This window comes from Halomonas sp. H10-59 (assembly GCF_040070555.1).
Classification (GTDB): domain Bacteria; phylum Pseudomonadota; class Gammaproteobacteria; order Pseudomonadales; family Halomonadaceae; genus Halomonas; species Halomonas litopenaei.
This window is the reverse complement of sequence record NZ_CP098828.1, coordinates 1,483,593-1,496,506: the sequence shown is the minus strand read 5'-3', so window position 1 is coordinate 1,496,506 and position 12,914 is coordinate 1,483,593. Positions and strand designations below refer to the sequence as shown.

The following is a 12,914-nucleotide window of genomic DNA, read 5'->3' as shown; positions in this document are numbered from 1 at the left end:
CTGACTACAAACTCGGCCGTCGGCCGCCCTGAGTCGGCAATTCCGGCTACAGTGTGTGGGCAGCAAGGAGCCGGGGGGGGGACGATGGTAGCTTGCCCAGTCACTCGGAAGCTGCGTTACTGTACATGGACACGCAATAGCGGGAGGACACCCTGCCTTGAGAGCCAGCATTCGACTTGCCGTCATGGCCTCATGCATCGTGCTTTCCGCCCGAGCCGCCGACTCCCCTCCTCTGACGTCAGGACAGACCCTCTACCAGCAGGGAACCCACGGCGAGTCACCTCATCCCTCCTGTGCAAGCTGCCACGGTGTCGATGGCCTGGGGATCGATGGCACTGCACCCGCTGTCCATTGGACGGCATTGACCAGCGAAGACCACCAGCCTGGCTATGATCGAACGAGTCTGCTGAAGGCACTGAGTCAGGGCATCGCTCCCGATCAACGCCGACTGTCTGCGCAGATGCCACGTTACGCACTGGACGACGACGTTCTGGACTCGCTGATCGACCACCTGCAACAGCTCTCGGCGGCGACGGACACCGGCATCGAACCCACACGTGTGCTGGTGGGCATCTCCGGAAATTCGGACCTGGATATCGGCTTCAGCGCGGCCATTGCTGCCTTCAATAGCCAGGGCGGCGCTTTTGGTCGACGTATCGAGGTGACGACGCGGCCTGACGTGTTGACGACCCTGGCCGAGATCGACGACCGGCTGGAAGAGCGCTTGCAGACGGCCTGCCTGGTGGCCGCCGTCAAGGAAGTGCGCAATACCAGCGCACAGCGCGTGGGCCTGCTCGGCCGCCCTGGCGATGAATTTCGCTTTCGGCTGATGACCATGAGTCTTCCGCTCTCGGCGGCAGCCGATGTGACCCTGGTCGCCAGCGACAATATTGTCGACGAACTGGAAAATGGTGAACTGCTGGACACCCCCAGAACCCTGGTCGGTTGTCTGGATCATCTCGGCGAACACGCCGCTGCCCTGGCAGAAGCCGGCCATGAGGTTATTCTCGCCATACCGCACCAGGACGCCCTGAGCTGGGCCGCCCTCCACGACCAAGGGCCCGAAGCCCTGCGCGGCTACGCCCTTGGCGCCCTGCTCGGAGAAGCCCTGGCTGCAGCGGGGGCCGATCTGACACCGGAGCGATTGAACAAGGCACTCGAGAGCATTGCTCTGACGGCCCAGACCGTCTATCTGGAACCTCGCTTCACCCCGAGGTATCTGCTCAGCCCGCCGTGATCAGACGCGCCGTCAGATACATGCCCAGGGCAAAGACGATATGGCCCACCACGTTGTTCATGCGGGCGAGGCTCGGGTTGGAAGCGCCCGAGCAGGCAACCCCCACTCCCATGCCAGGCTGCAGGATGAACCAGCCCGCGCCTACCGTCACCAGGCCCACGATCAAGGCCGGGCCAAAGGTCGGTGCCAACGCCCAGCCATCTCCCCACACCAACAACAGCGCCAAGGCAAAGCTCACGCCCACGACGTAGTGCATGATCCAGCCGATGGCGAGCTCCCCGCCGATCGCAGGCGAGGAAGCGATCCCCTGCCGATGGACCAGTCTCCCCTTGGGCAAGCCCGAAAACCAGCGGCCGACCAGATGCCAGGGTGGCAGTGGTTGCCCTATCGACTTGTTCAACAGCCAATTCCACAGATCCAGCAGCGCCGTCCCGCCGACACCGATCACCAGGGCAAGACCAAGCGTATCGAACATCCCTTTCTCCTGACACTGGACTCCATCAATCGCCCTGGAGCCGAAGGCATAAGCGCCCATCACACGATCGGCGTCACCACCGACGCGCGCAGGCCAGGCTCAAAAATACAGGCAAGACGATCGCCGTGCCGAGATAGCATCGACCTGCCCCGCCTTCTTCATGCTGCTTCAAGCAAGCCTCAGCGCCTGATCGAGATCCTCGAGCAGGTCTTCCACGTCCTCGAGCCCTATCGACAATCTCAACATGCTGTCCGAAATACCTCTGCGCTGGCGTTCCTCGTCGCTCAAGTCCACGTGGGTGGTCGTGCGGGGCTGAGTCACCAGACTTTCGGCGCCACCCAGGCTTGGTGCCAGGGCAAACCAGCGAAGCGATTCCGCGATCTTCTCCGTCAACGAAAGGTCCGCCTCCAGCTCGAGCGTCAACATGCCCCCGAACCCACGCATCTGCCGCCTGGCCACCTCGTGCCCGGGGTGACTCGTCAGACCAGGATAGTGGACACGACGTACTGCCGCATGCGATTGCAGCGCTTCGGCGATCGTCTGCGCCGAACGGTTGTGCTGCGCCACTCGAACCGACAGGGTCTTGAGGCTTCGCGACAACAATGACGCTGTCTGCGGCGATGGTGCACTGCCCAGGGACTGACGCCACCAATCGATAGGCTCCAGCAACGCACGAGTGCCCATCACCGCCCCTGCGGTGAGATCACTGTGCCCTCCCAGATATTTGGTGGCGCTGTGCACCACCAGATCGGCGCCGAGTGGCAGCGGCAGCTGGTTGACCGGCGTGGCAAAGGTATTGTCCACCACCACCAGTGCGCCATGGGCGTGCGCCTGCCTAGCCAGCTTTTCGATATCGGTGATGGCAAGGGTCGGGTTGCTCGGTGTCTCCACGAAGACCAGACCAATGCCCTCGCGTAGCCTCCGCTCGAGAGCGTCGCCTTCATCGCCCAACACCAGGTCGACGGGATAACCGAGGCTTGGCAACCCCTTCGCCATCAGCCCCAGAGTGCCACCGTAGATCTCACCGTAGCCCACCACCCCTTTCTTGCCGTGGGCCAGCAGCAAGGCGCTGATGGCCCCCATCCCTGCACTGAAACTCAGGGCGGCCTCGGCCCCCTCCAGTCCTGCCAACACATCCTCGAGGGCGTACAGCGTCGGATTCATGCCATAGCGCGAATAAAATCCTCCACGCTTCTTCCCTTCTCCGACCTCTCGCAGAGAGGCCGTATCATCGAAGGCGAAGGTCGTGGTGTCGTAGATCGGCATATGGGGACTGCCGAAGGGATCACGCTGTTGCTGGCCATGGATGGTGCGCGTCGCCAGTCCATAGCGGTCGAGACGGGGCATGCTGCCTCCTTTGTGAGCTTGCAAGCCAATCACCGTCTGACCAACCTAGCGTGAAAGCAGACACTTCACCAGAGACGCATGCCCAAGCGCCCGCCGCCGAGATATTCACGGGTTCAGTCTCGGAAGCCGTTCTCAGCCGCCGCTGCGGCGCTTAAAAGGCGTTCAGCGGGATCTTGAGGTAGCGACGACCGTTGGACTCTGCCTTGGGCAAACGCCCTCCCAGAATATTCACCTGGAGTGACGGCAACATCAGCGCAGGCATCGGCAAGTCCTGGTCGCGTCCATTGCGCATGGCGATGTAGCCGGCCTCGTGCTGACCCTGGAGATGGATGTTGTCACGGCGCTGCTCAGCCACCGTGCTCTCCCACCGGGGCTCCCGGCCTCCAGGGCGATAGTCGTGCCCGGTAAATATGCGGGTATCTTCCGGCAAGGCAAGCAGGTCCTGTATCGACTGCCACAACGCCTGAGCGTCGCCACCGGGAAAGTCTGCCCGGGCCGTGCCGAAGTCAGGCTGAAACAGGGTGTCGTGGACGAAGGCAGCATCACCGACGCGGTAGGTCACCGACGCCAGGGTATGCCCGGGAGAGAACATCACTTCGACCTCGAGACTACCGATGGAGAAGCGATCCCCCTCGGCCCACAGCCTGTCCCACTGACTACCGTCGCAGGCCAGCTCCGGCCAATGATAGATATCCTTCCACAGCGCCTGTACCTCGGTGATCTTCTGCCCAATCGCCGTCGGCGCCCCCGTCTGCTGCTTGAGATACTGCGCCGCCGACAGATGATCGGCATGGGGATGGGTATCCAGCACCCACTCCACTTCGAGGCCGTGCTCCTTCACGTAGCCAAGCAGTTCATCCGCGCTGGCGGTGGACGTCGCACCGGAGGCCGCATCGAAATCAAGCACCGGATCGATGATGGCACACCGTCTGGTATCGGGGTCCGTGACCACGTACTGGACGCTCGATGTCGCGGTATCGAAGAACCCCGTCACCTGTGGCCGCCCCTCGGAATGACGAATTCGTTGCATCTGGCACCTCCTTCGCTCTGTGTACGATGAATATGCCATTTCGATCTTTCTTTAGCACCTTTGTTCCATCCAGAGCAGCATTCCGCATGGGAAGCAGAAACGAAAGAAGCCCAACTCCTCCTGGAATTGGGCTTCTTCTAAATAAATGCCTGACGATGACGCTTAGACAACAAGTTCGCTCGCATGGGGGTGAGTCACCCCGAGCTTTTGCGGCAACGCCGCAAGGGGTGACGAACGACGCGAGCTTGCGAGCGGCCGGACCGCGCCGAGGGGGTTATCGGCGCGGCCCCACATATAAAGAGAGGGGTCTTCCCATGCATATGAAAAAGCCCGATTATCTCTCGATAACCGGGCTTCTTCTGAATAAATGCCTGACGATGACCTACTCTCGCATGGGGAGACCCCACACTACCATCGGCGCTGAGCGGTTTCACTTCTGAGTTCGGCAAGGGATCAGGTGGTTCCCACTCGCTATGGTCGTCAGGCGGAAAAAGGCAATGTACATCAATACTGACAAAGTCCTGCTCGATACGTCCCACGTATCCGTCAATTAATTCGAGACATCATCGACCAAAACCCTTTGGGTGTTATATGGTCAAGCCTCACGGACCATTAGTACCGGTTAGCTCAACGCCTTGCAGCGCTTCCACACCCGGCCTATCAACCAGCTGGTCTTGCTGGGTCCTTTAGGAGGCTCAAGGCCTCAGGGAGATCTCATCTTGAAGGGGGCTTCCCGCTTAGATGCTTTCAGCGGTTATCCCGTCCGTACATAGCTACCCGGCAATGCCACTGGCGTGACAACCGGAACACCAGAGGTACGTCCACTCCGGTCCTCTCGTACTAGGAGCAGCGCTTCTCAAATCTCCAACGCCCACGGCAGATAGGGACCGAACTGTCTCACGACGTTCTAAACCCAGCTCGCGTACCACTTTAAATGGCGAACAGCCATACCCTTGGGACCGACTTCAGCCCCAGGATGTGATGAGCCGACATCGAGGTGCCAAACACCGCCGTCGATGTGAACTCTTGGGCGGTATCAGCCTGTTATCCCCGGAGTACCTTTTATCCGTTGAGCGATGGCCCTTCCATACAGAACCACCGGATCACTAGAACCTACTTTCGTATCTGCTCGACGTGTCTGTCTCGCAGTTAAGCACCCTTATGCTCTTGCACTCACTGCACGATTTCCAACCGTGCTGAGGGTACCTTCGTGCTCCTCCGTTACTCTTTGGGAGGAGACCGCCCCAGTCAAACTACCCACCACACACGGTCCTCGAACCGGATTACGGTCCTGAGTTAGAACGCCAATGATGCCAGGCTGGTATTTCAAGGTTGGCTCCACCCCATCTGGCGACAGGGTTTCAAAGCCTCCCAGCTATCCTACACAAGCAACATCAGCGTCCAGTGTGAAGCTGTAGTAAAGGTTCACGGGGTCTTTCCGTCTAGCCGCGGGTACACAGCATCTTCACTGCGATTTCAATTTCACTGAGTCTCGGGTGGAGACAGCGTGGCCATCATTACGCCATTCGTGCAGGTCGGAACTTACCCGACAAGGAATTTCGCTACCTTAGGACCGTTATAGTTACGGCCGCCGTTTACCGGGGCTTCGATCAGGAGCTTCGCGTGAGCTAACACCATCACTTAACCTTCCGGCACCGGGCAGGCGTCACACCCTATACGTCCGCTTGCGCGTTTGCAGAGTGCTGTGTTTTTAATAAACAGTTGCAGCCACCTGGTATCTTCGACCGCGTCAGGCTCCGGTCGCGAGGACCTTCACCCTAATGCGGCGTGCCTTCTCCCGAAGTTACGGCACCATTTTGCCTAGTTCCTTCACCCGAGTTCTCTCAAGCGCCTTGGTATTCTCTACCTGACCACCTGTGTCGGTTTGGGGTACGGTCTCACAGTATCTGAAGCTTAGAGGCTTTTCCTGGAAGCGTGGCATCGATGACTTCCTGACCGTAGTCAGTTCGTCTCGCCTCTCGGCCTTGAGGATCCGGATTTACCTGAATCCTCAGCCTACCGGCTTTCACCAGGACAACCAACGCCTGGCTCACCTAGCCTTCTTCGTCCCCCCATCGCAATACTGTGAGGTACGGGAATATTGACCCGTTTCCCATCGACTACGCCTTTCGGCCTCGCCTTAGGGGCCGACTCACTCTGCTCCGATTAGCGTCGAACAGAAACCCTTGGTCTTCCGGCGGGGGAGTTTTTCACTCCCCTTGTCGTTACTCATGTCAGCATTCGCACTCGTGATACCTCCAGCATGCTTCTCAACACACCTTCATCGGCTTACACGACGCTCCTCTACCGCGTGTTCGCATCCTTAAAATGACTCAGGCCGTTCACCTTGCCCTGCCCGACTCAACGTTCGGGAAGCGCTTTGCCATCGCTTCGCGATGGTAGCGAACTGACACTATCGAATCACCTTAAGTGATGCGAACACACCCGTAGCTTCGGTACCTGGTTTGAGCCCCGTTACATCTTCCGCGCAGGCCGACTCGACTAGTGAGCTATTACGCTTTCTTTAAAGGATGGCTGCTTCTAAGCCAACCTCCTAGCTGTCTAAGCCTTCCCACATCGTTTCCCACTTAACCAGGATTTCGGGACCTTAGCTGACGGTCTGGGTTGTTTCCCTTTTCACAACGGACGTTAGCACCCGCTGTGTGTCTCCCACGCTTGCACTCACCGGTATTCGGAGTTTGCCTCGGGTTGGTAAGTCGGGATGACCCCCTAGCCGAAACAGTGCTCTACCCCCGGCGGTGATACGTGAGGCGCTACCTAAATAGCTTTCGAGGAGAACCAGCTATCTCCGGGCTTGATTAGCCTTTCACTCCGATCCACAAGTCATCCAAATCTTTTTCAACAGATCCTGGTTCGGTCCTCCAGTTGATGTTACTCAACCTTCAACCTGCTCATGGATAGATCGCCCGGTTTCGGGTCTATTTCCAGCGACTGGTCGCCCAGTTAAGACTCGATTTCTCTACGCCTCCCCTATACGGTTAAGCTCGCCACTGAAAATAAGTCGCTGACCCATTATACAAAAGGTACGCGGTCACCAAACAAGTTGGCTCCCACTGCTTGTACGCATACGGTTTCAGGATCTATTTCACTCCCCTCTCCGGGGTTCTTTTCGCCTTTCCCTCACGGTACTGGTTCACTATCGGTCAGTCAGGAGTATTTAGCCTTGGAGGATGGTCCCCCCGTCTTCAGTCAAGGTTTCACGTGCCTCGACCTACTCGATTTCACAACACTCAGGTTTCGGTTACGGGGCTATCACCCACTATGGCCAGACTTCCCAGTCTGTTCACCTACCAGTTGTGTTGCTTAAGGGCTGGTCCCCGTTCGCTCGCCGCTACTAGGGGAATCTCGGTTGATTTCTTTTCCTCGGGGTACTTAGATGTTTCAGTTCCCCCGGTTCGCCTCTCATGTCTATATATTCAACATGAGATACCCAAGTTACCTTGGGTGGGTTTCCCCATTCAGAGATGTCCGGGTCGCAGGTCGTTTGCCACCTCGCCGAACCTTATCGCAGGCTTCCACGTCTTTCATCGCCTCTGACTGCCTAGGCATCCACCGTATGCGCTTCATCGCTTGACCATATAACCCCAAAGGGTCTGTCAATCGATGATGTCACGACAATTGCCGGATACGCTTGAAACGTATCTTACTTTGTCAGCATGATATACATTGTTAAAGAGCATTAGAGCACAAAACTCTAAGCTGGCGGCTTGTGGCTTGCTAATGAAGCACAAACGTCCAACTTAAAGTTCCGTTAACCGCTCTATCGATCAGGTAATTCATTGTGAGCACTTACCGACAGTCAGATGACGTGTCGTTTAAGGAGGTGATCCAGCCGCAGGTTCCCCTACGGCTACCTTGTTACGACTTCACCCCAGTCATGAACCACACCGTGGTGATCGCCCTCCGAAGTTAGGCTAACCACTTCTGGTGCAGTCCACTCCCATGGTGTGACGGGCGGTGTGTACAAGGCCCGGGAACGTATTCACCGTGACATTCTGATTCACGATTACTAGCGATTCCGACTTCACGGAGTCGAGTTGCAGACTCCGATCCGGACTGAGACCGGCTTTATGGGATTAGCTCCACCTCGCGGATTCGCAACCCATTGTACCGGCCATTGTAGCACGTGTGTAGCCCTACCCGTAAGGGCCATGATGACTTGACGTCGTCCCCACCTTCCTCCGGTTTGTCACCGGCAGTCTCCCTAGAGTTCCCGACCGAATCGCTGGCAAATAGGGACAAGGGTTGCGCTCGTTACGGGACTTAACCCAACATTTCACAACACGAGCTGACGACAGCCATGCAGCACCTGTCTGAGAGCTCCCGAAGGCACCAATCCATCTCTGGAAAGTTCTCTCGATGTCAAGGGTAGGTAAGGTTCTTCGCGTTGCATCGAATTAAACCACATGCTCCACCGCTTGTGCGGGCCCCCGTCAATTCATTTGAGTTTTAACCTTGCGGCCGTACTCCCCAGGCGGTCGACTTATCGCGTTAACTGCGCCACAAAGCTCTCAAGGAGCCCAACGGCTAGTCGACATCGTTTACGGCGTGGACTACCAGGGTATCTAATCCTGTTTGCTACCCACGCTTTCGCACCTCAGCGTCAGTGTCAGTCCAGAAGGCCGCCTTCGCCACTGGTATTCCTCCCGATCTCTACGCATTTCACCGCTACACCGGGAATTCTACCTTCCTCTCCTGCACTCTAGCCTGACAGTTCCGGATGCCGTTCCCAGGTTGAGCCCGGGGCTTTCACAACCGGCTTATCAAGCCGCCTACGCGCGCTTTACGCCCAGTAATTCCGATTAACGCTCGCACCCTCCGTATTACCGCGGCTGCTGGCACGGAGTTAGCCGGTGCTTCTTCTGTGAGTGATGTCCTCCCTCGAGGGTATTAACCTCAAGGCTTTCTTCCTCACTGAAAGTGCTTTACAACCCGAAGGCCTTCTTCACACACGCGGCATGGCTGGATCAGGCTTTCGCCCATTGTCCAATATTCCCCACTGCTGCCTCCCGTAGGAGTTCGGGCCGTGTCTCAGTCCCGATGTGGCTGATCATCCTCTCAGACCAGCTACGGATCGCAGCCTTGGTGAGCCGTTACCTCACCAACTAGCTAATCCGACATAGGCTCATCCGATAGCGCAAGGTCCGAAGATCCCCTGCTTTCCCCCGTAGGGCGTATGCGGTATTAGCCTGGGTTTCCCCAGGTTATCCCCCACTACCGGGCAGATTCCTATGCATTACTCACCCGTCCGCCGCTCGACGCCTCCTAGCAAGCTAGGATCGTTTCCGCTCGACTTGCATGTGTTAGGCCTGCCGCCAGCGTTCAATCTGAGCCATGATCAAACTCTTCAGTTTAAAGTCTGATAGTCCGTTAAGCGGACCAAACTTGGCTCAAGGTTCAAACGTCTCGTTTGACGAGTCGCTTGCCTTGATATTTCAGTGACAGTGTCACTGACTCATCGGCAAGCGCCCACATGAATTACCTGATCAATTTTTAAAGAGCGTGCCCTCGGCCAAACCAGCCGGAAGAGCGTCTCGCTTTGCTGCGCCGCAGCCCGAAGGCTTGTCGCAGCGCCCTGCGAGGAAGGCGTATTCTACAGAATCGAAGCGCTTCGTCAAGGCTTTCTTTTTTCGCCGTGCAAGCGATGCCTGCAGGACCCAAGAGAAAGCGAAGCGAGCCTGGCGCGCATCCTGCGATGCCGTCCTGGCGACTCCGATCGAGTGGCGAGCATTTTACCGATTTCTCGTTGCCCGTCAAGTGGAGAATTTTTCGAAGACTTGAAAAAGCCTTTTTAAAACAATCACTTTTACCACCCTTCACCGCCTGTGACGTTTGCTCGTCGCCGGCAGCGGATGCGTACTTTACGGATTGGGACCGGCCTTGGCAAGCACTTCGTGTGAAAAAATTTCACACCGCCGTCATCTGAATGACATCAGCCACACTGCGAGATCCTTCTCGATTCCGCAGGTGCAGGATTCAGCATGTCGAACAGCGGCTAACAAGCTTCTCTTGCAATCTCTCGAGGCCATCCTCGATCCGCCCGCCGTGGCATTCAATTCAGCACCGCACCGCCTTGCTCAGTAGAGGTCTCTTTTCATGTTTCAGCGACTAGACGCGGGAGGCCTCTTGCGACGACTCTCCGTCCGTCGCGGCGCACACGCGGTTGCGACCACTGCGCTTGGCGCTGTACAGGCGCCGGTCGGCGCGCTCGAACAGCGGTGCAAACCCCTCCCCCTTGCGATACTGGCTGACGCCGATGCTGATGGTGATGCGAATCGCCTGTCCATCCGACAGGGTGATTCCCCCCCCTTCCACCGCGCGACGCACCCGCTCGGCCGCCTTGATCGCCTCGGGCAAGGCGGTGCGCCGCATGACCACCACGAATTCCTCGCCGCCGGTGCGCGCCACCAGATCGCCATCACGCAGGCAGTTGGCTACTGTTTGCGCCAGCCAGGTGAGCACCTGGTCACCGGCCGCGTGACCGAAACCATCATTGACCTGCTTGAAGAAGTCGATATCGACCGCGGCCAGCGAGAACACCATCCCGCCACTGTCGCATTCCTCGATCAGGCGGGTGACGTGGCGATCCAGCTGGCTTCGATTGGGGAGTCCGGTCAAGGCATCGGTCATCGCCTGGTCTTCCAGCTGATCACGTTCGAGGCGAATACGCTCGACCTCCATCTCGTTGGAAATGACACGTTCGACGGCCCCGACCAGTAGTCGGACCAACTCGATGTCGACCTCGCTGAAGGCGTGCCGCCGCGCCGACGGACTGGAGAAGTTCAGCGTCCCCCAGACCTTGCCCTGGATCCGCAGCGGTGCACCGATATAGGTCTCCAGCTGAAAGTTCTCGTAGCAGGGGTGGCCCTTGACTCGCTCGTCCTGCCCGGCGCGGTGGGTATGGAAGACGTCATCGGCGTCGAGGGTCAGCCGACAGTAGGTGTCACCCAGTGCAAAGCTGTCGCCGGCCCCTACTGGCGCATTATCCGAGGCCGCCCAGCGCACCGTGTAACGCTCCCCCTCGACCTGACTGACAAGCGCGATATCCAGCCTCAGGTAGCTCAAGGCGTCACGCAGCAGCATGTCGACGATCTCTGATACTCCGATATCGGTGCGATTTACCCCGGTATGGACATCCCGTAACAACTGGATCATCGAGCGATACTCGGAGACGTCCTGGATGATGGCGTAGAAGCCCATCACTTCATCTTCCACCACGTCCGGCAGATAGTGGACCTTGAAGTAGATCTGGCGACCGTCCTGGAGCACCAGGGAATCCTCGTAGCTGACCTCCTGCCCCGCCAGCGCCAGGTCGAAACGTGGCCGGATCTTGGCGTAGGAGTCTGCATCGAGCACCGAAGACACCGGCTGCCCCATCAGCGCCTCGGCAGGCTGGCCGATGAAGTCGAGGTAGGCACGATTGTTGAAACGGAAGCAGAAGTCGCGGTCGACGTAGGCCACCATCACCGGCAGGTGGTCGGCCATCCGCGCGATGACACCGCGGCTTGCCTTCTGCCGAGCCGACAGTCGCAGCACCAGCCCACCATCGGCCAGGCGACAGCAGCTACCATCGCCCAATTCCAGCGGCATCGAAGGCTTGGCAGCGTGAACGGCACCCCGGGAGACCCAGGCTTCGGCGACCGCCGCGGCCTCGCCAGGCAGCTCTGCCAGCCCCCGCCCGATCCAGACCTCTCCAGGCTCGCCCAGCACGCGCACGGCATCACCGACCACGTCGTGCACCTGCAACTCCGGCGTCAGGCGTACCAGCACCGTTCCGGACGACACCAATGCCTCTTCCACCCAGGCAAAACGCTCCATGAGGACAACTCCTTGCGTAAGCCCTGCCCTGGACCGGCAGCAGGTCAATACCCTGGCGGCACGCGTGCCGTCTTCTCTAGACTATGAAAAGATGCTTATAGATGCCGGATTATTTCGCTTGCCCGCTTCCACGTTATGCTGGCGTCGCCGACACCGCCGCGGGAGCTGCCCATGATCCACCAGGACCTTGTCGCCATCGAACACGCCCTGACGCTGGCCAATCGCGGGGATACCAGTTGGCTGTGCACGCGCCTGGACACCCCTGCTCCCGCCTTCCCCCACCTGAGCGTCACCAGCGATGCCGATGGCCCCGGGTACGCCGGACAGCCCATCTTGCTGACCCAGACCCGGGACGGCGGCGCCTGCCTGGTCAATATCGACAACAACGCCAACGACGGTACCCCCTGTCTGGTCGAGCGCCTGTCACCGAGCAGCGACATCCTGGTGCACCTGGAGGTCATCCATGCAACGCTCGCCGGCCAGCCATCGCTGATTCGCCGCGTCAGCCTGGGCAGTACGTCCATGAACCTGCAGCGACCCACGCCAACCAGTCCGCTGGTCCAGATCGGCGACGACGTCGTCGAGGTGCTGATCCAGCCGGCCTTGCGTCTGGTGCTGACCGGCCACTCCCCGGTCAATGCCGACCTGGCGCGCCAGGGACAACGGCTCGGCTTCGAGGTCATCCTGTGCGCCCCGGACTACCCCGACACGCATCACTCGACAGCGCCCCTGCCGGCAGGCGTCGAGTTCCAGCGCGCGCCCGCGGCCCCCTTCCTGCACGGCGGCGGCGGGCACCGACGCACCCTGGTGATGGACGCCACCGACGCCTCGACCATTGCGCGAGCGAGCCGCGAGGCCTGCTGTCATGGCTATCTGGCGATGGCTGACATCGATCCACGCCGGGCGGCGAACTGGCTTTACGATGGCTGGCACAGCCTGCGCACCTCGCCCACCGTCTGACGCCCCGTCGCTGCGGCCAAAGCGCC

6 protein-coding genes and 3 rRNA genes are annotated in these 12,914 nt (G+C 59.1%); 2 read left to right on the top strand and 7 right to left on the bottom strand.

Annotated features, from left to right (window positions below):
• Window positions 1–184 precede the first annotated feature (184 nt).
• A complete protein-coding gene (locus tag NFG57_RS06680; RefSeq protein WP_348815740.1) occupies window positions 185–1,237 on the top strand; it encodes a cytochrome c in 1,053 nt (350 codons plus the stop codon).
• On the opposite strand, the gene NFG57_RS06675 is transcribed toward NFG57_RS06680, so the two are convergent.
• From NFG57_RS06675 to NFG57_RS06645, 7 genes are all read right to left on the bottom strand, one after another.
• A complete protein-coding gene (locus NFG57_RS06675) occupies window positions 1,224–1,712 on the bottom strand; it encodes a DUF2938 family protein (protein ID WP_348815739.1) in 489 nt (162 codons plus the stop codon). The genes NFG57_RS06680 and NFG57_RS06675 overlap by 14 nt on opposite strands.
• A 168-nt stretch (window positions 1,713–1,880) precedes the next feature.
• Window positions 1,881–3,059 carry an aminotransferase class I/II-fold pyridoxal phosphate-dependent enzyme gene (locus tag NFG57_RS06670; RefSeq protein WP_348815738.1) on the bottom strand — a complete coding sequence of 393 codons (1,179 nt, stop codon included), beginning with the start codon at window positions 3,057–3,059 and terminating at the stop codon, window positions 1,881–1,883.
• A 151-nt stretch (window positions 3,060–3,210) separates the two neighbouring features.
• Window positions 3,211–4,089 (bottom strand): MBL fold metallo-hydrolase, encoded by an 879-nt coding sequence (locus NFG57_RS06665; RefSeq protein ID WP_108447577.1) that lies wholly within the window; start codon window positions 4,087–4,089, stop codon window positions 3,211–3,213.
• A 369-nt stretch (window positions 4,090–4,458) separates the two neighbouring features.
• Window positions 4,459–4,574, bottom strand: a 5S ribosomal RNA gene (gene rrf / locus NFG57_RS06660).
• Between the two features lie 106 nt (window positions 4,575–4,680).
• Window positions 4,681–7,686, bottom strand: a 23S ribosomal RNA gene (locus tag NFG57_RS06655).
• A gap of 240 nt (window positions 7,687–7,926) precedes the next feature.
• Window positions 7,927–9,464: ribosomal RNA gene (locus NFG57_RS06650) — 16S ribosomal RNA — on the bottom strand.
• The 16S, 23S and 5S rRNA genes sit together here, the layout of an rRNA operon.
• A gap of 754 nt (window positions 9,465–10,218) precedes the next feature.
• Window positions 10,219–11,928, bottom strand: coding sequence for a diguanylate cyclase (locus NFG57_RS06645; protein ID WP_348815737.1), 1,710 nt, complete (start codon window positions 11,926–11,928; stop codon window positions 10,219–10,221).
• Window positions 11,929–12,099: 171 nt separating this feature from the next.
• Here NFG57_RS06645 and NFG57_RS06640 point away from each other — a divergent pair, with 171 nt between their 5' ends.
• Window positions 12,100–12,888, top strand: coding sequence for a hypothetical protein (locus NFG57_RS06640; protein WP_348815736.1), 789 nt, complete (start codon window positions 12,100–12,102; stop codon window positions 12,886–12,888).
• The last annotated feature ends 26 nt before the right edge of the window (window positions 12,889–12,914 follow it).

Bases quoted from the DNA above. Each gene is read 5' to 3' on its own strand.
- NFG57_RS06680 (WP_348815740.1), top strand. From the start codon at position 185: ATGGCCTCATGCATCGTGCTTTCCGCCCGAGCCGCCGACTCCCCTCCT.
- NFG57_RS06675 (WP_348815739.1), bottom strand. From the start codon at position 1,712: ATGTTCGATACGCTTGGTCTTGCCCTGGTGATCGGTGTCGGCGGGACG.
- NFG57_RS06670 (WP_348815738.1), bottom strand. From the start codon at position 3,059: ATGCCCCGTCTCGACCGCTATGGACTGGCGACGCGCACCATCCATGGC.
- NFG57_RS06665 (WP_108447577.1), bottom strand. From the start codon at position 4,089: ATGCAACGAATTCGTCATTCCGAGGGGCGGCCACAGGTGACGGGGTTC.
- NFG57_RS06645 (WP_348815737.1), bottom strand. From the start codon at position 11,928: ATGGAGCGTTTTGCCTGGGTGGAAGAGGCATTGGTGTCGTCCGGAACG.
- NFG57_RS06640 (WP_348815736.1), top strand. From the start codon at position 12,100: ATGATCCACCAGGACCTTGTCGCCATCGAACACGCCCTGACGCTGGCC.